The sequence below is a fragment of the Streptosporangium sp. NPDC051023 genome (genome assembly GCF_040689595.1).
In the GTDB taxonomy this organism is placed as follows: Bacteria; Actinomycetota; Actinomycetes; order Streptosporangiales; family Streptosporangiaceae; genus Streptosporangium.
In genome coordinates, this window is the sequence record NZ_JBFBCE010000035.1 from 15486 (window position 1) to 39964 (window position 24479).

The window sequence follows — 24479 nt, forward strand, 5'->3', positions numbered from 1 at the left end:
CCCCCATCATGAAGTCGTGAAGTCCGGCGGGCTGAAGAACTGGTCGAGAACCAAGGGAAGGTCCGATTCCTTTCGGGTACGGCCGGCCTGACGAACCATCTCAAGCAGGATGTCCATGACCCGGGACTTGCTGGCGTTGATCTCCCCCTGAATGTGGTTGAGCCCGCCGTTGGCGTACCCCTCGAAGATCGTCACTCGCTCGCCGAGCCGCTCCTCGCTGAGGATGCTGGGATCTCCTGGGTGCCTGAGGACGCCGAGGGAGTCGATGAAAGCTTCGGCGGTGGCGTACCGCCGGAAGACCTCGTATCGGATGGGCTCCCCCGCCTCGGTGAACTCCTCCCACCTGTCGTTGGCGAAGCCCACCGAGGCGGCGAACAACATCGTCGTGGCCATACTGGGGAACGGGCCGTCACCATCCTTCATCAGCTGCTGGATCAGCTTCTCATGCGCCTTCGGGCGCCGGACCCGCTGTTCGCTGAGAGTGGTCGTCATGCCGTCACCTCAGTGATCTCCGCGCCGTCGAAGGACGAGCCCACCACCTGGTACGGGTAATCTCTTCCGTCCACGCTGATCTTCTCTGTGACGTCCACGAGGTCGCTCTTGGTGGTGTGGGTAGTAATGATGTACTGCTTGCCGATCCGCTGCGCGAGCGCCTCTTCGGCGACCCCGTCGGCCTGCGCCTTGCTGGAAAGCACGACCACCTGGGAGGTCATCTCGGGGAGAAACTTAGCGATCTGACGCCGGTAGTCATCATCGAGGTTGCCGAAGACCGCGTCCATTACTACTGGGTACTCCCCGCCGACACCGCCGAAGAATGGGTTCGTGTTCGTAGCGGCATCGCGGCACTCTTGAGCGATCGCCCCGACGAAGGAGAGCGAGAGCAGCATGTTCTCGCCGGTCGACTTGGGGGCGGGCATGGTCTCGCCGCCTACCCGCTCCCAGTACTCCAGCTGGAAGTCACCGGTCAGCTCGGGCTCATAGTTCTTCAGGGACGCCTGCTTGAAAAGGTCCCGGATCCGGGTGTCCAGTCGGCGGCGGATACTGTCCGAGAGCAGTTCGAGGATCTGCCTCAGAGCGTTCTCCGTATCGCGGATCACGGTGATGCGACGCTGGATGCGCTGGTTGTTCTCGTCCTTGACCTGGAGCTTGTCGACCTGCTCTTCCTTCTGCTTCTTCTGGGCGGCGAGGAGCTCCAGGTGCTCATCGATGCCGCCGAGCCGGCGACTGGTCTCGCTCAGCCTGTCGATCAACTTCCCGCGGTTGACCTCAATCGCGTTGATGTCCTCCTGAGGTAGCTTCTTGAGCTCGATAGAGACCTCGTTAAGCTGCTCCACCAGGCTGCGTTCCTTGTCGGACGCCTCCCCGATCAGACGGTCGGCGTCAAACAGCCGCTCGAGCACCGTGGACCGGCGTTCCTCGAGGGTGGCTACGTTTCCACGAAGCTGGTTCCACGCGGCTTCGACCTCCGCCAGTCCCGCCCTGGCACGCCAGGTCTCCAGCGCGGCACGCTCCAAGGAGCCCTTTGGAAGGTGCGTCCCGCAGATACAGGCACCCTCCGTGAGGAGGTCCTCGATGAAGGTGCGCTTCAGTGGCGCCGGCAGCTGCCCCTTTTCCCGGAGCGCGTCACATGCTGCGATGATCTGTTGGGGCAGTTCGGGCAGGAACGCTAGGTAGCCCGATCCCGCGAGAACACGAGCTCGGTCGTCCTCGAGTTTCCGAAGCGAGGCATGGACGCTCTCCCGCTCTTGCTCGAGCCGCTCGCGCTCCTGCTGTAATTGCTTCGCACCGTCGAGCGTTTTGAGACGGGCGGAGAGCAGGTCAATCTCGTCCTTCAGATGCTGGACCTCGGTCCTGAGGGACTCCTTCTCCTGCTTCTTCTCCTCGGTCTCCTTGAGGATCGCGTCGATCTCGCCGGTGAGGCGCCCGGCCTGCTCGCCGTCCGCGCCCTTGGACTTCAACTGGTGCCGCAGCTTGTTGGCCGCCAGCGGAAGGTGCTTCAGCGCGCGCTCCAACTGCTCCAGGCCGAGGAGCGTCTTGATGGCGTGCTGGATCTCCGCGTAGGCCTCCTTGCGGACTAGCTGCTCAATACGCTCACCGTTCACAAAGAAGAACCGGCTCAGCCGCTCGGGGAGGATCTTGTCGATGTGTCCCTGGGCGCTCCTCAGCTCCCTGGTGAAACCTTTGTCATCTCGCTCACGCAGGGTGAGCTGCGGCTTGGGGAGCTTCTGATCGGGCCCCTGCTTCTCGGCCATGAGGTGACGACGGGCGGTATACACGCGACCCTCGTGCTCGAACTCGGCCTCCACTGACATCTCGATCTGGCTGCCGACAGGCGCGTCCTGCCAGACTCGATTGTTGATCAGCCGCTCCTGCTGCTCGACGTCAGAGCTGAGCTTGCCGTAGAGCGCCCAGGTGAAGGCGTTGAGGAGGGTCGTCTTACCACCGCCATTGGTCCCGTAGACGAGCGTGACGTTGTGCCCAGACTCCTGCGCGAATGAGAGACGGTGTCTCCCGCCGTACGGTCGGAAGTTCTCGAGTTCGATGGACAGGAGCTTCACTTAACGATGCCCTCGACCTTCCGGATAATCTGGTCACTCACGGTGCGAGCTGCGGCCGTGTCCTTGAGGTGGAGGCTTTCCTTCTCCAAGGTCAGGACGTCCACGACGAGACGTTTCGCCTCATTGCTCAGCTCTGCGTAGATACGACCCACGATTTCGCGTTCGTCCTGGTCGCTCACTCTTCGTTCTCCACCCTTCACACGTCGAGGAGCTGGTAATAGTCGCGCAGATCCCTCAATTGTGCTAGAGCCTCGCCGTGATTATCCGCGTATCCGGCAAATTCTACGCATCGAGCGAGCTCCCTACGGAAGAGCGCACGCTCGGTCTCGAACAGCGCCGGGTCTTGTGGAGGTGCGACCACGAAGTCGATGACCTCCGCGGTCGTCTTGCCAGGCGCCCGTCTGAGGATCCTGCCGCGACGCTGGATAAACTGCCTCGGATTCATGCTGCTGGCCAGCATGTAAGCGACGCGGGCATCCGGTAGGTCAACCCCTTCATCGAGGCACTTCATAGAGACCAAGACCTGCAGGTCGCGTCCTGTCGCGAACGCACGCAGCAGACCCTGGCGTTCCCGCTTATCCTCACGAGAGGTGAATGGGTGTGCCTTGAGCCCCATCTGGTGGCCGACTAGCTCCATGACCTGCTCGACCTGCCGAGGGCCTGTGCCACCTTCGGGGAGAGGCACCCCGCCCTCAGCACAGTAAATGAGCTGGAACCAGCTCTCTCGGTGCCGCTCCAATGCCTCCTTGAGCGCCGGCAGCTTCGCGCGGGCGTGACCCAGGACCTTGGCCCTCTTACTCAACAGCAACCCGAGCGGCGAAGAGTCATCATCAGCCACGGATTCCGGGTCTCGCGATCGGATTAAGGCTCCGATCTTGATGGTGAGCTCGGTGTATTGCTCGACCTCGTCCTCGGCAAGAGGGACGAGGATCGGGTAGTAGCGGTACCTCGTCAGTGCGCCGAGGTCGATGGCCTCCTTCAAACCCAGCTCGATGAGGGTGTCCCCGAAGTAGTCTTTCAACGCGTCCGTTCCCAGTGGGTCAAACCAGCGCTCGGGCGTTGCCGAGAGAGCGAGTCGGAACTGAGCGTGCTCGGGGAGCAAGGAGCGCAGGTGCTCAGCCCCCAGATGGTGTGCTTCATCGGCGACCACGAGCAGCGGCAGGTCGATGCCGCTCAGAACTCTCTGGAAGGCTGCCCCCTGGAAGGTCTTGTTCGTGACCACCAGCGTGACGCTGCCCCGCCCCTTCGCGCGGAGTGCAGCGAGAGCATTGCGTAGGGCCGGCTCCCATGACTTGGCGGCATCGCGGCACTTGATCGGCGCAATACCGAAGTTCCGGAGCTCTACGGACCACTGCTCAGCGAGGTCAAGCAGGGGGACGACGATTACGGTTACAAGAGAACCGTTGCGAGCATGGAGCTGTCGGCCGATCTGGTCGAGGGCCGCCAGCGCGGTGATTGTCTTTCCAGTGCCGGTCGCCATCTGGCACATGCCGCGGCCGTTGGCACCGAGCCACTTGGCGATGGCAGTCTTCTGGTAGTCCCGCAGTTCGATGCCGCGCGGTAGCCGAGCCCAGCCAAGAGTGGTCAGGTCCTCCGAAACCACGAGCGGACGGGGCTCGCAACCGCTGTCTTCCGGCGGAGTTGTGAGTGCCCGTTCACCGAGGGCGACGAAGCGCTCGCGAGCCACAGCCGGGAAGTCCAGTACCTCGAGCCGAGGTGTGCGTCCAGCCCAAAGCTCGTCGAAGTCCGTACGAAGCCTGCCAACTCGGCTCCTGTCGCTCTCAAGCCACGACTTGAACACCTGGATGGATTCGAAGTTGTCAAGGAAGGCGGATCCGGTCTCGTTCATGGAGCCGGTAAAGGCCAGTTCGTCGCCGTACCGGTCGGAGATCAGGCCGATCTTTTCGTGGTAAAGCGCGAGCCCCTCGCGCCCGTGGACGATGGCGATCTTAATGTCCAGGGTGCCCTGCGCGACAAGCTGACCCAGCAGTCCTAGCCCGGTGAGCTCCCGCGCCGGACGGTCCGTGTCGGGGTCCAGCTCGCGGATGACCGCTTTGGTGATCACTTCACGGTAGGCATACCCGGACCGGATTTCCTCGATATCACCTTCGGTGAGGTGGGGGCTTGCGATCAGTCGCATTCGCCCCTCATTGCCCTGAAAGCTTTCCAGCCCGCGGGCGACGAGAGCCAGCGCCTTGCTGCTGAAGTAGCCAACGGCTCGGTCGTACCGGTTCGCGTGTGAGAGGCAAGGGACGTAAAACTCACTCACGATGTTGCTGCGGTTGCTGCGATAGTTGTCCTCGATTTCGAGGCTTCGCAGCATGTCTGCCATCACCGACCGCCCAGGGCTGCGAAGAAGTCACTCAGGTCGGGAACGGCGTCCTCCGGTCGTGTCGCATCACGCACGGTGTACGCCTCCACTACTTCGGCTAGCTCGAGGTCGCCCCGGGAGCGCAATGTCGTGACTAGCGCCTGCCACGAGGTCTCTTCAGGGAGCACGAGTGCGCTGGCAACGGCCATGCGAAGGTCCTCTCCGGTCAGGCCGCGGGGGACGCCGGTGCAGATGGCGACCTCGTCATCCTCGCCCTTATTCCATCCCCGGACCAACCGGGTCCGGACCGCCCCCTGCTCTGTCGGCGCTAGCCAGAGGACGTCACCCTCCTTCGCGTCGAGCCGTACGGCGAGCGGACGGAGGCTGCCAAGTTGCGGCTGCACCGCTGTCCAGGAGACCCGGATGTCCTGACCAAGAGCAGGAAAGATGCGTTCTGTTCCCTTGGCGACTTGGAAGAGGGTCATGACACCCACGGGTGCGGTCAGTCCCGACCCGCGAAGCAGTTCCCTTCCCACGTCGACGCGGAACCACCACTGCGCCTTGTGGAAGAAGCAGCGTCGGGTCTGCGCGGGTGTTGCCATCACACGCCGCGCACGCTCAGGTCCTGCATCTCCTTGGCCTGCGAGGCTGATCCATCCGTCCCTGCGGGTGAACTCCTTCTGGGCCGCGTATGCCCGGACACTGAGCGGAGAGACCCCGAATTGCTCCACGAGCTCGTCCACGATGGCGGAGAGCAGGGCGCGCCCGCCGCCCCGCTCGATCCGCTGCATGATCTCCTCGCGGATGCCCTCATAGGTTTCGAGCTGCCATTCCGGCAGGCCGAAGGCGTTTGGCCCGACCCGCGTGATCCTCTCGTCGTCTAAGAGCCGATTCCGGAGCGAGCGGATGGCGTCGAGCCCGAGAAGTGCGGCGATCTCTTCCGTTTGTAGTGGATGCCCTGCTTGACGCAGAACCGCTATCGCCAGTTCTGGTTGGGAGGCCGTCTTTCGTGCAACCAGACCTCCGACGCTGCGCAAGCCACAGGACTCCAACCACTCGGCCCACTGTTGATCGTCCAGCGAGGTTTGATCTCGGAAGGCGTCGAGACCAGACTCTGCAACAGCGCGAACTGTCTCGTCCCGCAGATCCGGCAGCGGCCGTGTTGCCAGCCACTCTTTCTCCACGTAGAGCCTGGGAAGCAGCACTCCGAGAAGGCTGCCGAGACTCGTCCCCAAGGAATGAATCTCCTCCACGAGCTGTGGGACTCGTTGCATCAGAGCGGCCAAGCTGATCAACGTGGGGGCGGTGGACTTCACCTCTGCCTCGAGTATCTCTAGGCGCCATCGCACTGCTGTGCCCTGCCGCCAGGTTTCGAAGTCCTCGACGAGTCTCTTCTCGACCTGCCGGATCCGCTCCCGGCTAACCCCGAACTCTTTCCCTAGGTCGTCAAGAGTCTGGTCGCGGCAGATCACCCGATGCATCAGCGTCGCCTGCTGACGCTCGTCGAGCTGTAAGACCCATAGCTCGAGCAGATCCACGAGCGTCATATCAGGGTCGACTCCAGCTTCGTCGAGGACGCCGCCATCTGTGGCGCCGTCATCGTCTAAGGCTGTGACAATGAGGGCTTGCAAGATGTCTTCGACCACGTCTCCGCCACTTCCCTGTAGATCCCAAAGATTCTGCACGGACAGCGGTGCAAGATGGGAGACAGTAGCAAGGCCGCTCCCGCTCAGCACACCCACGGAGCGAATCAACTCGCATCGCGGCCGAATGTCACGACGATCCGGACCCTCTACACCCAGGAGACTGCCCAGAGGTGCCAGGATCTCGCTTGCCGCGAGTTGTTTCGCTCGCCGGTTCACTAAAAGGTGCCGGGCCTCGGGAGTCGGCGACTCGCTAAGTTCCGTGATTAACGCGGTGTGGAGGGGATCCGCGCACTTCAAATCCCGCAAACTCGCGTCGGTTGCGGTCAGAAGGAGAGCGGTGAGGATGTCTGTGACGCTCCGCGGACCGCAGTTCCTAAGCTCCCGGAGCTCCGGTACGGAGACCTTCAGCACCGATGAGAGCTTGGAGAAGCCAGCGACCCGCAGGATGTTACGTGCTCGGACTGTGGCGCATCGACGGCTGACGTCAAGAGACGGAAGGAGATCGACTTCCAAGAGGGCGCCGATTGGATCGCCGGTCTCCACCTGGGCCAGACGCAGAGCCCAGGTAGCAGCTCGTGCGGCGCGCGCGTCCTGCTCGGAGGTTGCCCGGAGCTCCTCCAAGACACCACCGAAGACCACCTATGCCTCCTTCTTGGGCCTCATTGACGTCCCATGTCTATCAGGACTTGGCGACAAATCTCAGGGGTCGCTCTCGATCCTGCTAGGGATAACCGCCCAAAGATCGAACCCTCGACGCCGCCCTCCGCTTCGCACCCCGAGAGGAGATCTACATTTATGAATCGAATTGCAGATAAAGTTCATTTATCGGGGCATAATCCCCAAGACATTCCATTGTGATCATGCTGCTCAGGTTGGGTGCAGGAGGCGGGAGGTCCAGAGAAGTTGGGGGTTACTGAGGTTGAACTCGTGGTGTCATAGGCCCTGAAGTGCCTTGATTACCCGGGTACACCGGCATCATGAGGTACACACAAGGCGGAGGACTGTCCGCCGAGCGAAGAGCGTTTCGCGAACGACTGCGGCTGCAGGCGGCCGAGAGGTTCGCCCGCGATGAATCGAGCACGGTCATCGCCCGGGACCTGCGGATCAGCCTCCGGTCCGTTCAGCGCTGGCGCAGGGGTGGGAGCGGCGCGCTGCGCTCCCACGGACCGGCCTCGCTGCCCCGGCTCGGCGAACAACAGCTCACCGCGCTGGAGCAGGAACTCCTCAAGGGCCCCATCTGGCACGGCTGGCCCGATCAGCGCTGGACCCTGTCGCGGATCGCGACCGTGATCGGCCGGCGCTTCCACCTGATCTACACCCTCCAAGGGGTGCGCAAGCTGCTGATCCGCAACGGCTACACCTGCCAGGTCCCGGCCCGGCGCGCCCTGGAACGCGACCAGGCGGCGGTGACCGGCTGGGTGAAGGAGACCTGGCCAAACGTGGGAAAACCGCGGCGGCGCTCGGCGCCTGGATCGTCTTCGAAGACGAGACCGGCCTGTCGATGACGCCGCCCATCGCACGCACCTGGAGCCCGCGCGGCCAGACCCCGGTCATCACCGTGCGCGGCCGCTCCCGGCGCAGGATCTCGATCGCAGCGCTGGCCTGCTACAAACCCGGGCACCGCTCCCGGCTGATCTACCGGTCCCGGCCGGAGGCCCGCCCCGACGGGCGTAAGTCTTTTGCCTGGAGTGACTACCGGGACCTGCTGATCGCCGCGCACCGCCAACTCGGCGGTCCGATCGTGCTCGTCTGGGACAATCTCAACACCCATCTGACCGCCGGGATGCGCGCCTTCATCGCCGCCCAGGACTGGCTGACCGTTGTGCAGCTGCCCACCTACGCCCCCGACCTGAATCCGGTGGAGAGCATCTGGTCACTGCTACGGCGCTGCTTCCTGTCCAACGTCGCCTTCACCGGCCCAGACCATCTGATCCGCACCGTCCGGCACGGGCTGCGCACCATTCAGTACCGCGGCGACCTCATCGACGGTTGCCTCGCGGGAACCGGCCTGTCCCTTACACCGGCATAACCACACACGACATCACGAGTTAAACCTCAGTAGGTGAGCTCATACGGCTGACCTCTGGCCCGCCCACAGTGATGACGCTAAGGTACTTGTCTGCGGAGGGCCTCCTGTGCTGCAGGTAAACCTCAGCGACGCCAAACCTGTCTACGGCAGACTTGGTCGCATGTCGTCCTCAAGAATCCCCTCCGTCGGCGACTCCATTCGCACCCACCGGGTACGGGCCGAGGTATCCCTGAGGCAGCTAGCTGAGCGCGCCGGGATCTCCAATCCCTACCTCAGCCAGGTCGAACGCGGTTTGCGGACGCCGAGTAGGGAGATCATCGACAAGATCGCCAAAGCGTTGGGCACCACGGCGCAGATGCTTCTGGTGGAGACCGAAGTCGGGGAGAACCGTTCGGTATCCGGAGTCATGGCTGCACTGCAGGCCGACGAGATCCTGGACGCCCGCCAGCGACGGATCTTGATCGAACTATACGAGTCGTTTTGTCGTGTGAACCAGACCCTTGCACATGGTGTTCCCGGGGAAGGTACGGCGGTGCTGACCGCGAGCGACTGGGTAGGCGATACCTTGTTCGACCTGGCCGATGTGGGCAAGGGCAAGGGCGCTGAAGCTGATCAAGTCGAGGTGCCCTCCGCTACAGCTGCTATGGACGAAAGTGCCGAACCGCACCTACGGGATTTCCTCGAGGCGCTGATGCCAGGATTGCCGTGGTCACCGTAAGAGCGTAATAAACGCATCGCTCGCCGCAGGAGGCCTCATCTGGCACCTGGGGTGCCCGGGGTTTCCCTCTTTGGCAGGGCGGGAGGCCACTGACGAGGCGCCCGCCCTTCCCTACGGATCAGAAGGTTAGGGTTCGAGTCCTCTCGGCCGCGCCAGGCGAAAGTCCAGGTCATCAGCCGGTGAGCTGGGCTTTTTCGTGCTCTGGATCAGCTGTTGGTGTCCGGCTGTCGTCGGCTGTCTCCGGTTGATCGTGCCGAATACGTGCCGAAGGTTCAGCCCAGAGCTTCGCTGATCCGGCGCATGGAGACCTCATCCTGGCCCACGAGGCACTTGGCGTAGGTGCGCAAGAGCACTTCCACGCTGTTGCCTGCCCACTCGGCCACCTGCTTCGGCGAGATGCCAGCGTTGAGCCAGGTGGATAGGCACGCATGACGGAGGTCGTAGACGCGCTTCGCCAGCGGCGAGCCGTACTCCTCCGGACTGAGGGCGGCGCGGCAGGCCTTGTCCCAGATCCGCTGAATGGTGCTGGTGGCGAGCACGCCACCGTGAGCGCCGTAGAAGACCCGCCCGTCCGGACCGGCGCCGAAGGTCTTGAGGTGCTCGCGGAGGATGGTGACGAGTTCGGAGGCGCACGGCTTCTTGGCTCTCGCTCTGTCGGCGTTCCGCCCACCTGTGCTTGTCCCTCACCAGTTCTCCGGTCACCGAGCAGGGCAAAAGGAGCGCACCGCGGCAAGAAGAACCGGGGCGGGCAGGAGAGGAGACGGGGCGGTCAGTTCTCCGGGTCAGGGAGCAGGACGGAGAGGAGGGAGGTGTCGGGGGGCAGGCGTAGTAGTTGGTAGAGCATGCCGCCCACTCCCGGCATCAGACCTGGGCTGAAGGCGTCACGTGAAAGGCCACTCACCGGGCCGTGCTCGTCCATGCTGCCGATCATGTACGCGGCGAGGTACTCCGGAGTCAGCTCTTCGGGCCCGACACCCACATCGATCGCGTGGCGCACGATTTCCCAGTTGCCGAGGTCTCCGTGGCAGAGCGTGTGGTTCCAGCCGATGCCCCTCGACCAGGACGCCGCGGCGGCCCGGCGCAGCACGTCCGCCCAGCGCGGGCCACCTTCGCGGGCCAGCCGGTCGGCCGCGACGAGGCCGATGCCGGCGGCTCCGTGGCACCATGCGCTGGAGGTCACGCGAAGGTCATCCACTTCGCGCAGGTCACGCCAGCCCTTCTCCGCCGGGTCGTACAGTGACTCCTCGTACAGAAAGGCCCTGTCTGCCAGGGCGCGGAAGTCCGCAGCGCCGGCCGTGGCGCTGTCGGCGAGCCGGGCCAGCGCCCAGGCGATCCCGGTGGCGCCGTGTGAGACCCCGCCTAACCCTTGTGGGAACGCGGTGCTGGGCCAGCGTGCTCCCCGGTCGTCGATGTGGGCCAGTGAGAGCAGGCGCTCCCCGATGCGGTCGGCCTGCGTGGACCACTGCTGGTCACCGGTCTGTTCCGACAGGCGGAGCAACGGCACGATGGCGCCTGCCATGCCGGTGAGCAGGTCGTACACCCCGTCGGCGGCCACCGCCTCGGGCAGTTGCCCCGCCAGGGCGCCGGCCCGGGCGACCGCCTCCTCCGAGCCGACGGTGCCCAGCCTGCGCAGCAGCAGCCAGCTCCAGATTTGCGAGCCGATGCCGACATAGCCGCCTGGGGTGGCGGGGCGGCGCCGCGGCCCGGTGCGGCGTGCCTCCGCGTCGCGCTCCTCGGCCAGCCTGATCGTATGGAGGAGATCGACGAGCAGCCCGTCCAGCCCCGGCACCTCGTCGGCCCTGCCCTGCCCGGTCTCACTCACGTAGGCGGCCAGAGTGATGGCGACCCCGTACGCCCCGCCGTACACGTCGGGAGACAGCGACTGTACGAACCAGCCGTCGGAGGTGAGCACCGGCGCGGTCCAGGTGACGGTGCCGTCGTCGCCCCGGACCGCCGTGTCAAGCATGCTGCGGGCGATCCCGGCCGCGATCCGACGCCGGCGCCGCTCGAGGTCCTGGTGCCGGATGGGAGGCACGGTCATACGCTTGTTGGCAGGCATCCACCCTTCATTGAGGTAGGCGCTGACCAGAGCGGACCGGATCACCTCGCGGTCCAGGGCCGCGTCGCGGTCGCGCCAGCGCCGCAGCGCGTCCGCGATGAGGTCCTGCTCGTCTCCGTAAGAGGTTCCGCCAGGGCCGTCCAGACGGCCGCGAGCAGGGGTCGTGGCGAAGAAGGGGATGTCGCCGACCAGCAACTCGGCCACCTCGGCGTCGATCACCTCGGGGTCCGATGGCGCGCCGGGCAGGTTCTCGGCATGCTGGGCCAGCAACCCCGCCGCCTTGCCCATCGCGGTCGGCTCGTCGTGCAGTGAGGCCGGGTGCCACAACATGCGGGCCAGCTCGGCGTACGCCTCGGTGGCGCGGAGCACGACCCGGATCGGACGGTCGGCGAAGTCCGTGAGCAGCCCGGCGAGCTCATCCCGCCGATCCAGCATGTCGAGGTGCTCGACCAGCTCGGTGAATCCGGACAGCACCAGGTCCCAGTAGTGGACGAGGATCGGATCGGGGCTCGGGTGGTTGCTCACCGCTCCCAGCTCGACCCGTTCCATCCCCAATCTCGCCATGTCCGTGCCCGCGTCGACGACGACCGGCACCTGCGTGTACGGCTGCTGGCCAGGCAGGCCTCCGACGGCGGACATGTCGACGCCGCGCCAGGCGAGCGAGACGCCGCGTCCGGGAAGGAGTCCGGTGCGCAGCACCGATCCGCTGAGCAGGTCGGTCGCCTGGTCGACGGCGTCGCCGTATCCGGACGGTTTGGCCGGGACGTGCGGGGTGAACAGCGTCTCGCAGTCGACGACGACGGGCGCGGGACCGGCCGCGATGAGGTTCTCCATGTGCAGGTCGCTGCCGCCGATCAGCCGCATCAGCGCCAGCCAGTGCCCGGCACCGCGGTAGAAGGACCGCAGCTCCGTCTCGTCGGCGCAGTAGCGGTGCTGGATGTGCTCCGCCCAGCCGTACCCCTGGCGAATCAGCACGTCGGGTACGCGGATGCGGCTGCCGGCGGGCAGCTGGGGTGTCAGGCGGTCGATCAGCCGCGCCAGCGCCTCGTCCACGGCGAGGGACCGGGGCTTGTAGACCACCTTGCCTTGCGAGCCGTGCAGGACGGCGACGCTGTGCCCTCCGCGATGGCTGTCTCCCGCCCCGAAGTCGACTCCGGCCAGCTCGCCTCGGAGACCGCCGGGCAGTGCGGTGAGCGCCGCGCGGTCGGCGGCGAACCTGCGGGCCAGTTCCACGGCCGCGGCGCACCTGTTGTCGATGATCGTGCCGAGCCTGGACAGCATCGTGGGGTAGTGCCCGGTCAGGGACAGCCAGAACTCGGGCGTCGCGGCCGTCGCCTTCCACTCCTGCCACCGCAGCTGCGGCGTCTCGGCGGTCAGTCTTCCGGTGATCCTGGCGGCGTTGAGTTCCAGCAGCAGGACCCTGTTGACCTTGAGGCGGACGGTCTCCTCCAGCGCTTCGGCGGTTCTCTGGCATATCAGCCGGGCCTCCGCCTCCGTGAGGCCGGGGATCGATCCCAGCGTGGCGGACAGCCCGGCCAGCGCCGGTGCGGTCAAAAAGTCCAGCGACGGGTCGAAGTCCCCGGCCATTCGGATCATCCTTCCTTGATCAGCAGCAGAAGCGGCTGCAGGTGCACGAGCTCGCCAGCCGGGTGTCCAGGGCCGTCAGCGTGATCTCCGATTCGGCGTAGTCACCGATGAACAGCGGACCGGCCGGGTTGTCCCAGCCCTCGACGTCGGCTCCGCTGCGCCACGCGGAGACGATTTCCTCAGAGCGTTCCAGGGTGACAGGCATTCTTACTCCCTCCATGACCAGGCGTCCCGATCAGCGTTAGTCAGCTGATCGAAAAAATCAATACATAGCGGGCGAAATGTAGACTTGTCGGTATTCAGCAGAAATGGCGAAAGCTGCCGTTGACTGTGACGGAGCTTGCCCAGACGCCGACGGGATGTCCGGAACGCGTGAGCGAGACCGGCCACCCCTCCACACCACCGGCCCACGCCCATCAAGGGGACGACAGCGCACGTCAGGGGTTTCGTCCCGCAACGGGCCATGACCACCACCTCGGCGACGGCGCTCATGTGCGGGACGACCCAGCGAACCGCTTTCATACGGAAGGGGAGGCCGCGAGAAGGTTTCCGCTGTTCGGGAGCGCGGCAGACGGCGTCGAACAGCCCCGACCACGGGCCGTCCGGCGACATTTCCCACCAATGAGCATTTTCCATCGTGATCGTGCTGGTCACGGTGATGGGGTTAGGGCCAAAGGTGCGGTGAGATAAGGCTCCCGGTAAGACAGCAGTCGACCAAGATTCGATGTCAAGTACCGGGTTTGATGGAGGCTGTGATCACCCGCTCGCCGTTGAGACGGGTGGGATTGTGTGTTGATGTTTGGACTCGTACTCCACAGGTGGGATGAGACCCAGCTCGCCGTGGAGCCTGCGGTGGTTGTACCAGTCGATGTACTCCGCGATGGCGATCTCCACCTCGTCGATTCCGCGCCAAGGGCCCTTGTTGCGAATGAGTTCGGCCTTGAACACCGAGTTGAACGCCTCGGCCAGGGCGTTGTCATAGGAGTCACTCCTGGATCCGACCGAGGCGACGGCGCCGGCCTCGGCCAGGCGCTGGGTGTAGCGCACGGCCACGTACTGCCCGCCGCGGTCGGAGCGGTGAATCAGGCCGCTGGTGTCCTGCCCGGCCCGCCGGCGGGTCCACAACCCCATCTTCAAAGCGTCCAGGGCCAGGTCGGTGCGCAGGTGCGTGGCCAGCTGCCAGCCGACCACGCGGCGGGAGAACACATCGATCACGAAGGCGGCGTACACCCAGCCGGCGAAGGTGCGGACATAGGTGATGTCGGCCACCCACAGGTGGTTGGGCGCAGCTGCGGTGAAGGCTCGCCGCACCAGGTCCGGGCGCATCTCGGCGGCTTTGACCGGTCGGGTCGTGCGCGGGGTGGTGCTGTGGGAGAGCCCTTTCAGACCGGCGGCCTTCATCAGGCGCGCGACCGTGCACCGGGCGACCGGGCGCCCTGCCATGCCACCCTCACGGGCCAGGGCCGCGTGGACCTTCCGGATCCCGTACACCCCGTAGTTCTGCTTGTGCACCTGCTTGATCTGCGCGGTGACTTGTTCGTCGCGGACCGCACGCGCCGACGGCGGGCGGGTGCGGGCGGCGTAGTGGGTACTCGGAGCGATCTTGACGTCGGCCTCGGTGAGGACGGCGCAGATCGGCTCGACTCCGAAAGTGTGCTTGTGCTGGTCGATGTAGGCGACGATCAGCGCGAGGGGCGGTCCAGCTCCGCCGCGAAGAAAGCCGACGCGCTCTTGAGGATCGCATTCGCCCGGCGCAGTTCCCGGTTTTCCCGCTCAAGCTGCGCGATCCGCTCGGCATCGCCACTGGTGGTTCCCGGCCGATGTCCGGCATCGACCTCGGCACGCTTGACCCAGGTCCGCAACGCTTCAGGGTGGATCCCGAGCTGATCGGCGATCCGCGTGATCGCACCGGTGGCGGTCTCGGGATCCCGGCGGGCTTCCACCGCCATCCGGGTGGCGCGCTCACGCAGTTCGTCGGGGTACTTCTTCGGTGCGGGCATTGCTCCTTGTCCTCCCAGACTTGATGGTCTCCATCAAACCCGGGACGAGACAGGTTGGTGATACTCAGCGGATCACGGAGTATGCCAAGAAGGGCTTCGCCATCGAACAGCCATATCCGGATGAGGTTCGGGCGGCCTTCGAGCGCTTGGCGGACGCCGGGTACACGAGTCGCCTGATCTAATCCTCCGCGCCTGGTTGAGGCAGTGAACGCGAAGGGGCCGACCCCATCCAAGTCGGCCCCTTCGCCATGTCCAGTCCTCAATCGTCCGATTTCCGCCGGACGCATCCTGTCTGGGGCGGACATGATGAGCGCATGATGGCAGAAGCAACGACGAATGACGGTCCGGCTTCGGGGGGCGACGAGGGCAGGAGCTCACTGGCAGTGCTGGAGAGGTTCTACCGGGCGGAAGTTGCCTATATCGCCGCAGGGGGCCTCGGCAAGGCCGACTTCGGCGAGCTTGCCGAGTGCCTGGACCCAGAGGTCGTGATGTACCAGGCGGACTCCCTGCCCTACGGGGGCACCTGGCGCGGACCGAGCGGCATCGAGCAGTTCATGGCCGCCATGAGCGAGGCATGGCAGTCCCTGGAGTTCCTGGAGCAGAAGTATGTGGTCGACGGCGGCAGTGTCGTGGTCTGGAACCGCGGCATCCTGCGCGCCCGCGCCACCGGCCGGGCCTTGGAGACCTCGGTGATGCAGCTGATGACGATCAAGAATGATCGCATCACCGAGATACACCCGTTCTACCTGGACACTTCTGCGGTCCTGCACGCCCTACGCCCGGACGACGACGTCTAGCCCGGCTGCGGAGCGAGCAGCACGACCCCGGCTCTTGCAGTCTCGTTTCCAGTCTCAGTTCACCCCGTACGGAGGCGTTCGCCGAGGTCAGCATGAGAGCCGACGCCATAGCTGGAGACCCCGACGACCTGCGGTGAACGACGGTCGCAGAGTTCACGTCCAGGGAGATGGTGTGCGGGTGATCTAGCCCCTGGACTGGCACGGGTGAGATCCATGTGACAAGAGACGGCCACTCCGTAATCCTTCGATTCGCTCACATCAACACGAAGGGGACGAAGTGGCCGTCAATGACATTGTGCCCGCTGCCGGAGAGTACTTCGACGACACCCTCGCCGCGGCAAGCCCGGACCTGCTGCGAACGATGATCCGCGAGTTCGCACAAAGGATGATGGACGCCGAGGTCGAACAGCTCTGCGGCGCCGGCTACGGCGAGGTCAGCAACCAGCGCACCAACACCCGCAACGGCTACCGGACGCGGCCGTGGGACACCCGGGCCGGATCGATCGAGCCGGCCGTGCCCCGGCTGCGGTCCGGCTCCTACTTCCCCGATTTCCTGCTGGACAAGCGCCGCCGGGCCGAGCGGGCGCTGACCACGGTGGTGGCCACCTCCTACCTGCTCGGGGTGTCGACCCGGCGCGTGGAGAGCCTCGCCGAGGCGATGGGCATCACCTCGCTGTCGAAGTCACAGGTCTCGGCGATGGCCGCCGACCTGGACGGCATGGTCGAGCAGTTCCGCTCCCGGCCGCTGGACGCCGGCCCGTACACCTTCGTGTGGGTCGACGCGCTGACCCAGAAGGTGCGCGAGGGCGGCCGGACGGTGAACGTGCACGCCCTGGTCGCCACCGGCGTCAACGCCGAGGGCTATCGGGAGATTCTCGGCTTGGACGTGGTGTCCGGCGAGGACGGCGCGGGCTGGCCGGCGTTCTTGCGCGGCCTTCTCGCCCGTGGCCTGTCGGGCGTGCTCATGGTGACCTCCGACTGCCACGCCGGACTGCGGGACGCGATCGCCTCCACCCTGCCGGGCGCTTCCTGGCAGAGGTGTCGAACCCACTACGCGCGAAACTTGATCACGCGCGTTCCGAAGTCGGCTCAGCCGTGGGTGGCGACCATGCTGCGCACCGTCTTCGAGCAGCCCGACGCCGAGTCGGTCCACGCCCAGCACCGCCACGTCGTCGAGGTCCTGGAGGCCAAGTACCCGGCCGCCGCGGCGCATCTGGACGAGGCCCGAGACGACGTCCTGGCGTTCACCGCCTTCCCCAAGGCCGTGTGGCGTCAGGTGTGGAGCAACAACCCTCAGGAGCGGTTGAACAAGGAGATCCGCCGCCGGACCGACGTCGTGGGCATCTTCCCCAACCGGGAGGCGATCGTGCGGCTGGTCGGCGCCGTTTTGGCCGAGCAGAACGACGAATGGACCGAGCAGCGCCGTTATATGGGGTTGGAGATCCTCGCCGAGTGCCGTAAGAAAACCGATCCCGCAAACGAGACAAATGATGATAAAGTGACCATTGAGGCGATTGCCTCCTAATGGTCACCGGATTACGGGTGGCCTTCTCAAACACCACCTCCTCGGGCATGGCCCCGGCTGATCCTTCCCAATGCTTTCCCATGGGGAAGGGGGTGAGAGCTCGGCTACCCGGCGTAGGGCGATCTTGTCCTGGTCGACGAGGCACTTCTCGTAGGTCCGGTGGAGAACCTCCACACTGTTGCCCGCCCACTCGGTGACCTGCTTCGGTGAGACACCGGCGTTGAGCCATGTGGGCAGGCACGCCTGACGCCACACGCCGGTGTCCGAACTACGGGGGGAAGCTCAAGGTCACCGAGGCCGGTGGCCCTTCTTTTTACGGCTGGCCGGCGCGGCCCGGCGACCGGAGCCGTTCTGTGCGGGTTTTTGTGCCTGCCGCTGTGCCGGTTTCTCCGCGGGGGAGGCGGGGGTACGGCCCCGCGAGCTGTTCGCCGTCCGGCCGCGGACGATGCCGATGAAATCTTCCACCAGGTCAGTGGTCGCGTCCGTGGGCCAGCTCAGCGCAACCTGAGACTGCGGCGCGTCCGGCACCGGCCGGTGAGTGAGATCCCTGCGGTGGTGGAGGCGTGCCAGCGACAGCGGAACCAGGAGAATCCCAGCACCGGCCGCTACCAGCTCGACCGCGTCCGCCGTTGTGGCCGGGCGGGTGAACGCGGGCAGCCCGGGCCGGACCGTCCACTCGACGGTGTCGTCCAGAGGATGGAACACCTCGTCGTCGACAAGGTCGGCGATGGCCACCTCGTCGGCGGCGGCGATCGCGTGGTCCTTGGGCGCCATGACCACCGTGGTCTCCACGTAGAGAGGAATCACGCTGAGTCCGTCCCGGTCGACCGGCAGCCGGACGAATCCGGCGTCGGCGCCGCCATTCCGCAGGAGTTCCACCACCTCGGCGGCGGGAACCGCGACCAGGGTGATCGGCACGCCGGGCATTCTCTCGGTCCAGACGTTGACCCATTTCGCGGGTGTCACCCCGGGCACGTACGCCAGTCGAAACGTCCTGCCGGTTTCTCCATCAGCCACTTCCTCAGGGTATCGATGTCAAGGGAACCTGTTCCGGCTGACTACTCTTGATGCCATGACCTCGCCCAAACCGAAGACCACCCAGACAATGAAGCCTGCGACCGCGGCCAAGAAGCTGGGTGTCCCCCTCTCGGCCACTCCCGCCGAGTTCCAGGCGGGTGTCGTCTCCAGGGATGAGCTGAACGAGTTGCAGTCGACGCCACCCGCCTGGCTCGCTGATCTGCGTCGCAACGGCCCGCACACCAAGCAGGTCATCGCCGCGAAGCTCAGGGTCTCCATTGCCGGCCTGATCAGAAATGGGATCACCGAACCGCTCACCACGGCTGAGATCGATGCGTTGAAAGCGGAGAATCCGGCGTGGCTGGAGCGCGAGCAGTCCCTCCAGGTCGAGGTCCGCAAAGAAGCACTCCGCCTCAAGCAACGCTAGACAGCTGGGATGCTGCACGTTTCCGACTCCGGACGCGTCTCCAGGCTGCCGCCATCGCCTCGCTGAGTGACTATCTGGGTGACAACACCCCTGGACGAGGCCCCGTGTCCGGCTGACACCGGCCGTATTCGGCTGGCTCTTCCCCATGCCTTCCCGCACTACAGGGCAAGGACTTCGCTGATCCGGCGCATGGCGATCTTGTCTTGGCCGGCCAGGCACTTGGCCTAGGTGCGCAACAGGACTTCCATGCTGGTGCCCGCTCACTCGGCCACCTGCTTCGGCGGACACCCAGGTGGACAGGCAGGCGTGTCGAAGGTCGTAGGGCCGTTTGGCCGGTGGCGAGCCGTACTCCTCCGGAGTGAGTGCGAGCTGCCGAGCTGCGGTGATAACGATCCGATGAAGGTCGGTGGTGTTTGCGGATCGCGTGGGGTGGTGGTTAGTCGGTTGTTGCCGCGGTTCGGCACAATTGCTGATGTGCGAGTCGGATTGCTCGGACCGTTCGAGGTCCGGAACCGTGATGGGGCCGTGGTGGAGGTCCCTGGGATTCGGCTGCGCGCACTGCTGGCCGCGCTCGCCCTCGAACCTGGCCGGATCGTCACGCGTGCGAGGCTGGTGGACTGGATCTGGGGGCAACGGCCGCCCGCGGACGAAGTGAATGCCTTGCAGGCGTTGGTGTCCCGGCTGCGCAGGGTGTTGCCGGACGGCGTGATCGAGGCGGATTCCGGCGGGTACCGGCTGGCCGTGGCTCCTGATGCCGTGGACGTGTCCCGGTTCGAGCACCTGGTCGGCCAGGCCCGTGCAGCCGTCGAGCCTGCGGCGCGGGCGGATCTGCTGCGCTCGGCCTTGGCATTGTGGCGGGGTACGGCCATGGCGGACATCGCACTGCGAGACAGCGATGTGTTCGACGCCGCGGTCGCGCGTCTGGACGAACTCCACGTCGCCGCGCTCGGGGATCGGGTGGATGCGGATATTCGCCTCGGCCGTGGCTCGGAGTTGGTCTCCGAGCTGACCGAGCTGGTCGCCACGTATCCGCTGCGGGAGGGGTTCGTGGCGGCCTTGATGCGCGCGCTGGCCGAGGCGGGGCGTGGGACTGAGGCGTTGACGGTGTACCAGCGGACGCGCGAGCGGCTCGCTGAGGAGTTGGGCGCCGATCCGTCGGCCGAGCTCTCCGCGCTGCACACCGCGTTGCTGCGGGGCGAGCTGGGCGAGCGGGCGGAGAACCGCAGGACGAACCTGCGTGCCGAGCTGACGAGTTTCGTCGGCAAGGACGACGACATCTCCGCGGTCGCCGTTTTGGCCATCGGGCACCGGCTGGTCACCTTGACGGGGCCGGGTGGCTCCGGCAAGACAAGGCTGGCCACGGAGACCGCGCGGACGATGCTCACCGAGCTGCCGGACGGGGCATGGCTGGTCGAACTGGCCTCGGTGCAGGCAGGCGGTGACCTGGCGCAGGCCGCCCTTACCGCGATCGGCCTGCGTGACCAGGCATTGCTCGGTGAGGCGCGGGGTGGGGAACCGATGGATCGGCTCATCGCCGCTGTCCGGGAGCGCGCGATCCTGCTGGTCCTGGACAACTGCGAGCACGTGATCGAGGCGGCCGCGGCTTTCGCGGATCGGCTTCTGGGGGAGTGCCGGAGGCTGCGGATTCTGGCCACGAGCAGGGAACCGCTCGGTATCACCGGGGAGGTGCTGTGGCAGGTCGAGCCACTCGCGCTGCCCGCGAAGGGAGCGGACCTCGCCGAGGCCGGGTCCTCGCCCGCGGTGCGGCTGCTGCGGGACCGCGCGGATCTGGTGCGTAAGGACATCGGCTCCGACGCGCACACCCTGTCGGCCATGGTGCGGATCTGCCGGGCGCTCGACGGGATGCCGCTGGCGATCGAACTGGCCGCGGCACGGCTGCGCACCATGTCCGTCGATCAGCTGGCACGTCGGCTCGATGACCGCTTCCGTCTGTTGACCGGCGGCAGCCGTACGGCACTGCCCCGGCACAAGACGCTGCGCGCGGTCGTGGACTGGAGCTGGGATCTGCTGACCGAGGCCGAACGTGGCGTGCTGCGGCGGCTCTCGGTGTTCTCCGGCGGGGCGAGCCTGGAAGCGGCCGAACGGGTGTGCGGGGACGAGGCGTTCACCGGGGAACTGGTGCTCGACGGGCAGCTGGTGCTCGACGGGGAGTTGGTGCTCGACGTGCTGACCGCGTTGATCGAGAAGTCGCTGCTGCTCGCCGACGGCGAGGGCACGCCGCGCTACCGGATGCTCAACACCATCAGGGAGTACGCGGCGCACCGGCTCGCCGAAGCCGGGGAAACCGAGGCGGCGCGCCGGGCGCACCTCGCCTACTTCACCGAGCTGGCCGAGACGGCCGATCCGCACCTGCGCCGGGTCGAGCAGCTGGAGTGGCTGTCCACGCTCGCGGTCGAGCACGACAACATCAATGCGGCCCTGCGCGGAGCGATCTCCGAGGGATGGGCTCAGGAGGCGATGCGGCTGGTCGGAGCCGTGGGCTGGTACTGGTTCCTCAGCGGGTACAGGGTCGAGGGCGCCGAGTTGAGCATCGCGGCGGCCTCGCTGCCCGGTGAGGTGTCCGACGAGGTGCGGGCGCTGGCGTACACCATCGTGACCGTGTTCCTGACCTCCGGGGTCGGCCGCGATCAGTATCAGGCGCAGGAGTGGATCCACGAGGCGCATCGGGTCACCCAGCGCAGCGGGTCCCGCCACCCCATACTCGGGTTCGTCGAGCTGTGGGAGCGCATGCTGGAGGAGCCGACAGGGTTCCTGCCCGCGTTGGAGCCGCTCATCGCCGATGATGATCCATGGGTGCGCGCGCAGGCCAGGCTTACTCGTGGCCGATTTCGGCTCACGCTCGGCGGCGACGAGACCGACGTGGACATTGACGCTGAAATCGCCCTTGGTGAGTTCCGCACGCTGGGCGAGCGGATGGGGATCTCGTTGGCGCTGGCCTTCCTGGCCGATCGGCTCGCCATGCGCGGCGAGTTCGCACGCGCGTGTGAGCACTACGAAGAGGCGAGTACGGCGCTGACCGAGCTGGGCGTGAGGGAGGAAGTGGTCAGCCTGCAGGTGCGGCAGGCTCAGCTGTACTGGCTGCTCGGTGATGAGCGATCCAGTGCCTCCGCCATGGCCGAAGCGCAGCGGTACGCGAGCGGGATCACCTGGCCGGACTCGCTGGTCGAGCTGGCGCTGGTGAAGGCACAGCTGGCGCGCTGGCGCGGCGAGCCGGACGAGGCACACCGGCATCTGACCACGGTGCTGGCGCTGCCGGGCAACGAAGGGCTGAGCGACCTGACCCGCGCCAAGGCCATGGACCTGTACGGCTATCTCACCGAGGATCTCGAGAAGGCCCGTGCGCACAGGACCGAGGCGTTCCGCGCTGCCGTGGAGACGACGTATCCGCCGCTGATCGCCGAGGTGTTGATCGGGATCGCGGATCTCGCGCTGCGCCAGGGACAGTACGAGCAGGCCGCGCGATTGCTCGCGGCGAGCGACGGTGTGCGTGGTACACCGGATCGTTCGCAGCCGGACGCTTCCAGGATCGCCGCGGACGCACGGAATCGCCTCGGTGAAACCGTGTTCACCGAGGCGACCCGTGACGGCCGGGGGCGGGATTGGCGGGAGCTGGCCGAGATCACGCTCGCTTCGTGAACGACGCGCGCGCCCACAGGTAGCCGATCAACGTGAGTCCCACACACCAGGCGATCGCCGCGATGGCCGAGCCCGCCGACGGCGCGCCGGTCAGCAGTCCGCGCAGGGTTTCGATGATCGGGGTGAACGGCTGGTACTCCGCGAACTGCCGCGCACCCGCACCCATCTTGCCGGCCGGCACGAATGCGCTGCTCAAGAAGGGGAGGAGCATTAGCGGGACGGCGGCGAGGCCCGCGCTTTCCGGCGTTTTCGCCGCGAGACCGAACGCGACGGTCAGCCAGCCGATCGCCAGGACCGCCAACATGACGATGCCGATCACGCCGAGCCATTCCGTGAAACTCGCCGACGGTCGGAATCCCATCAGGAACGCGACCCCGATGATGAAGGCGATGGCCACCAGGCTCCGTAGCATGGTCGCGATCACGTGCGCGTTCAACACCGCGGCCCGGGACACATCCATGACGCGAAGCCGGTTGATGAATCCGGTCGTCATGTCGGAACTCACCGCGATCGCGGTGGAGCTGACCCCGTAGCCGATGGTCATCATGATCAACCCAGGCGTCACGTAATCGACGTAGTTGGTGCCGACGCTGAACGCACCGCCGAGTACGTAGACCATGAGGAACATCACGAAGATCGGCATGATGATGGCATTGAACAGTGTCAGCGGATTTCGCATCGTGTGCCGGAAGTTGCGCCGCAACATGGTCGTGGAATCCGCCAGAGAAGCTGAGATGGCACTCATCGTGCACTGACCTCCTTGTTGCCGTGGCCGGTAAGGGCGAGGAAGACGTCATCCAGGTCCGGTGTATGCACCGACAACTCCTCGACTTCTATGGAATGCGCATCGAGTCGATCGAGCAGCGCGCGCAATGACCTCACCCCGCCATCGCCGGGAACACGCAAGGTCAGCTCTTCGTCGTCCCTTGAGGCCTCGTGCAGGATCCGTGCCGCGACGTCGAGTTCGTGTCGACCGGTGAACCGTAGCCGGACATGGCTGCCGGGAACCCGGCGCTTGAGCTCATCGGCGGTGCCCTCGGCGACCAGTTTGCCCTGATCGAGTACGGCGATGCGGTCGGCGAGCTCGTCGGCCTCCTCGAGATACTGGGTGGTGAGGAAGATGGTCGTGCCGTCGGCGACCAGTTCCCGGATGATCTGCCACATGGTGCGGCGGCTGCGCGGATCGAGTCCCGTCGTGGGCTCGTCCAGGAAAATGATCTGCGGTTCGCCGACCAGCGTCATGGCAAGGTCCAGCTTGCGGCGCATGCCGCCGGAGTAGGATGCCGCCGATTTGCTGGCCGCTTCGACCAGTTCGAACCGGTCGAGCAACCGGCGGGCGATGCGTTTGCCCTCTGCCTTGGGCAGGTGCAGGAGATCCGCCATCATCAGCAGGTTTTCCTCACCGGTGAGCATGTTGTCCACCGAGGCGAACTGCCCGGTGACTCCGATCGCCGCGCGCACCGCCTTGGTTTCCGTGGCCACGTCGTGCCCGGCGACGATCACTTTGCCGGCGTCGGGGGTCAGCAGCGTGGTCAGCACGTTCACCGTCGTGGTCTTCCCGGCGCCGTTGGGCCCGAGCAGGGCGAAGATCGTGCCGGTCCGGACGTTCAGGTCGATGCCGTCGAGCACGATTTTGTCGTTGTATGCCTTTCGCAGTCCTGAGACCGCAATGGCTGAACCGTTCATGGCATCCACGATCGCCGACCGCCCTGATACCGGGCCGTCGTCGGGCTGACGCGGCCACTGATACGGCCACTGATACGGCCACTGATACGGCCACTGATACGGCCACTGACGCGACACCGCATCAGACCTGCGCCGGGCTGACGCGGCCACTGACGTGACACCGCATCAGACCTGCGCCGGGCTGACGCGGCCACTGACGTGACACCGCATCAGGCCTGATCGTCGCCGGGACCTCCGCCGGCCTGGCGATACCTTCGTCATCGCCTGCCTGGCGCACGCCGCCCATTCTCTACGCCACCTGCTGGACGTCGCGGTTGCCGGTGTTGGGCCATTCGTAGGAACCATGTGTCCAGCCGCCAGACTGTTGATTACTCGCAGGCAACGGAGACCTCCCCAGCAACGCAGCGCAGCCCTGTCACGGGGTCGGGTTTGTCCCCCCGTCAGGGGGGTGGCAGTGGGCCT

At 65.9% G+C, this 24479-nt stretch carries 19 protein-coding genes and 1 other annotated feature; of the genes, 7 read left to right on the top strand and 12 right to left on the bottom strand.

Annotated elements, in window-relative coordinates:
* Positions 1–6 precede the first annotated feature (6 nt).
* From AB0395_RS23295 to AB0395_RS23315, 5 genes are read right to left on the bottom strand one after another with little or no spacing between them, the layout of a single operon-like run.
* A complete protein-coding gene (locus tag AB0395_RS23295) occupies positions 7–492 on the bottom strand; it encodes a DNA phosphorothioation-associated protein 4 (RefSeq protein WP_366283593.1) in 486 nt (161 codons plus the stop codon).
* Complete coding sequence (locus AB0395_RS23300; RefSeq protein ID WP_366283595.1) at positions 489–2558, bottom strand: AAA family ATPase; 2070 nt, start codon at positions 2556–2558, stop codon at positions 489–491. The genes AB0395_RS23295 and AB0395_RS23300 overlap by 4 nt, the downstream gene beginning before the upstream one ends.
* Positions 2555–2737 carry a hypothetical protein gene (locus AB0395_RS23305; RefSeq protein ID WP_184717675.1) on the bottom strand — a complete coding sequence of 61 codons (183 nt, stop codon included), beginning with the start codon at positions 2735–2737 and terminating at the stop codon, positions 2555–2557. The genes AB0395_RS23300 and AB0395_RS23305 overlap by 4 nt, the downstream gene beginning before the upstream one ends.
* A gap of 17 nt (positions 2738–2754) precedes the next feature.
* Positions 2755–4890, bottom strand: coding sequence for a DEAD/DEAH box helicase family protein (locus tag AB0395_RS23310; RefSeq protein WP_366283598.1), 2136 nt, complete (start codon positions 4888–4890; stop codon positions 2755–2757).
* Positions 4890–7154, bottom strand: a complete 2265-nt coding sequence (locus AB0395_RS23315; protein ID WP_366283600.1) for a sigma factor-like helix-turn-helix DNA-binding protein — start codon at positions 7152–7154, stop codon at positions 4890–4892. The genes AB0395_RS23310 and AB0395_RS23315 overlap by 1 nt, the downstream gene beginning before the upstream one ends.
* A 338-nt stretch (positions 7155–7492) precedes the next feature.
* Between AB0395_RS23315 and AB0395_RS23320 the strand changes: the two genes are divergently transcribed.
* The 3 genes from AB0395_RS23320 (at position 7493) to AB0395_RS23330 (ending at position 9262) form a co-directional block, all read left to right on the top strand.
* Positions 7493–8020 carry a winged helix-turn-helix domain-containing protein gene (locus AB0395_RS23320; protein ID WP_366283602.1) on the top strand — a complete coding sequence of 176 codons (528 nt, stop codon included), beginning with the start codon at positions 7493–7495 and terminating at the stop codon, positions 8018–8020.
* Positions 8017–8544 carry a transposase gene (locus AB0395_RS23325; protein WP_366283603.1) on the top strand — a complete coding sequence of 176 codons (528 nt, stop codon included), beginning with the start codon at positions 8017–8019 and terminating at the stop codon, positions 8542–8544. Before AB0395_RS23320 ends, AB0395_RS23325 begins: the two co-directional genes overlap by 4 nt.
* 106 nt (positions 8545–8650) lie before the next feature.
* Positions 8651–9262: a helix-turn-helix transcriptional regulator gene (locus tag AB0395_RS23330; RefSeq protein ID WP_366283605.1), complete on the top strand. Its 612-nt coding sequence runs from the start codon at positions 8651–8653 to the stop codon at positions 9260–9262.
* Between the two features lie 272 nt (positions 9263–9534).
* On the opposite strand, the gene AB0395_RS23335 is transcribed toward AB0395_RS23330, so the two are convergent.
* The 4 genes from AB0395_RS23335 to AB0395_RS23350 form a co-directional block, all read right to left on the bottom strand.
* Positions 9535–9801 carry a hypothetical protein gene (locus tag AB0395_RS23335; RefSeq protein WP_366283607.1) on the bottom strand — a complete coding sequence of 89 codons (267 nt, stop codon included), beginning with the start codon at positions 9799–9801 and terminating at the stop codon, positions 9535–9537.
* A 230-nt stretch (positions 9802–10031) separates the two neighbouring features.
* Entirely contained in the window at positions 10032–12917 is a 2886-nt protein-coding gene (locus tag AB0395_RS23340; RefSeq protein ID WP_366283610.1) for a type 2 lanthipeptide synthetase LanM family protein, read from the bottom strand.
* 10 nt (positions 12918–12927) lie between these two features.
* Positions 12928–13113: a DUF6229 family protein gene (locus tag AB0395_RS23345; protein WP_189250437.1), complete on the bottom strand. Its 186-nt coding sequence runs from the start codon at positions 13111–13113 to the stop codon at positions 12928–12930.
* A 551-nt stretch (positions 13114–13664) separates the two neighbouring features.
* Positions 13665–14908, bottom strand: a protein-coding gene (locus AB0395_RS23350; protein WP_366283612.1) for an IS3 family transposase whose coding sequence is annotated in 2 segments (ribosomal slippage) — positions 13665–14629 and positions 14629–14908 — 1245 coding nt in all. Because the reading frame shifts where the segments join, the coding sequence is not laid out codon by codon here.
* Positions 14502–14630 (bottom strand) — a sequence feature (AL1L pseudoknot). (Overlaps the previous gene by 129 nt.)
* 314 nt (positions 14909–15222) lie before the next feature.
* Here AB0395_RS23350 and AB0395_RS23355 point away from each other — a divergent pair.
* A complete protein-coding gene (locus tag AB0395_RS23355) occupies positions 15223–15705 on the top strand; it encodes a nuclear transport factor 2 family protein (RefSeq protein WP_366283614.1) in 483 nt (160 codons plus the stop codon).
* A gap of 292 nt (positions 15706–15997) precedes the next feature.
* On the top strand, positions 15998–17230 hold the full coding sequence (locus AB0395_RS23360; RefSeq protein ID WP_366283739.1) for an IS256 family transposase: 1233 nt from the start codon (positions 15998–16000) through the stop codon (positions 17228–17230).
* A gap of 288 nt (positions 17231–17518) precedes the next feature.
* On the opposite strand, the gene AB0395_RS23365 is transcribed toward AB0395_RS23360, so the two are convergent.
* On the bottom strand, positions 17519–18247 hold the full coding sequence (locus tag AB0395_RS23365) for a LysR family substrate-binding domain-containing protein (protein ID WP_366283616.1): 729 nt from the start codon (positions 18245–18247) through the stop codon (positions 17519–17521).
* A gap of 55 nt (positions 18248–18302) precedes the next feature.
* Here AB0395_RS23365 and AB0395_RS23370 point away from each other — a divergent pair, with 55 nt between their 5' ends.
* Positions 18303–18674: a DUF5997 family protein gene (locus AB0395_RS23370; RefSeq protein WP_366283618.1), complete on the top strand. Its 372-nt coding sequence runs from the start codon at positions 18303–18305 to the stop codon at positions 18672–18674.
* A 528-nt stretch (positions 18675–19202) separates the two neighbouring features.
* A complete protein-coding gene (locus tag AB0395_RS23375; protein ID WP_366283620.1) occupies positions 19203–22331 on the top strand; it encodes a BTAD domain-containing putative transcriptional regulator in 3129 nt (1042 codons plus the stop codon).
* On the opposite strand, the gene AB0395_RS23380 is transcribed toward AB0395_RS23375, so the two are convergent.
* Positions 22315–23076 carry an ABC transporter permease gene (locus AB0395_RS23380; RefSeq protein WP_366283623.1) on the bottom strand — a complete coding sequence of 254 codons (762 nt, stop codon included), beginning with the start codon at positions 23074–23076 and terminating at the stop codon, positions 22315–22317. The genes AB0395_RS23375 and AB0395_RS23380 overlap by 17 nt on opposite strands.
* Positions 23073–24017 (bottom strand): ATP-binding cassette domain-containing protein, encoded by a 945-nt coding sequence (locus AB0395_RS23385; RefSeq protein ID WP_366283625.1) that lies wholly within the window; start codon positions 24015–24017, stop codon positions 23073–23075. Before AB0395_RS23385 ends, AB0395_RS23380 begins: the two co-directional genes overlap by 4 nt.
* Positions 24018–24479 lie beyond the last annotated feature (462 nt).

Bases quoted from the DNA above. Each gene is read 5' to 3' on its own strand.
- AB0395_RS23295 (WP_366283593.1), bottom strand. From the start codon at position 492: ATGACGACCACTCTCAGCGAACAGCGGGTCCGGCGCCCGAAGGCGCAT.
- AB0395_RS23310 (WP_366283598.1), bottom strand. From the start codon at position 4,890: ATGGCAGACATGCTGCGAAGCCTCGAAATCGAGGACAACTATCGCAGC.
- AB0395_RS23320 (WP_366283602.1), top strand. From the start codon at position 7,493: ATGAGGTACACACAAGGCGGAGGACTGTCCGCCGAGCGAAGAGCGTTT.
- AB0395_RS23325 (WP_366283603.1), top strand. From the start codon at position 8,017: ATGACGCCGCCCATCGCACGCACCTGGAGCCCGCGCGGCCAGACCCCG.
- AB0395_RS23340 (WP_366283610.1), bottom strand. From the start codon at position 12,917: ATGATCCGAATGGCCGGGGACTTCGACCCGTCGCTGGACTTTTTGACC.
- AB0395_RS23345 (WP_189250437.1), bottom strand. From the start codon at position 13,113: ATGCCTGTCACCCTGGAACGCTCTGAGGAAATCGTCTCCGCGTGGCGC.
- AB0395_RS23355 (WP_366283614.1), top strand. From the start codon at position 15,223: ATGATGGCAGAAGCAACGACGAATGACGGTCCGGCTTCGGGGGGCGAC.
- AB0395_RS23370 (WP_366283618.1), top strand. From the start codon at position 18,303: ATGACCTCGCCCAAACCGAAGACCACCCAGACAATGAAGCCTGCGACC.
- AB0395_RS23380 (WP_366283623.1), bottom strand. From the start codon at position 23,076: ATGAGTGCCATCTCAGCTTCTCTGGCGGATTCCACGACCATGTTGCGG.
- AB0395_RS23385 (WP_366283625.1), bottom strand. From the start codon at position 24,017: ATGAACGGTTCAGCCATTGCGGTCTCAGGACTGCGAAAGGCATACAAC.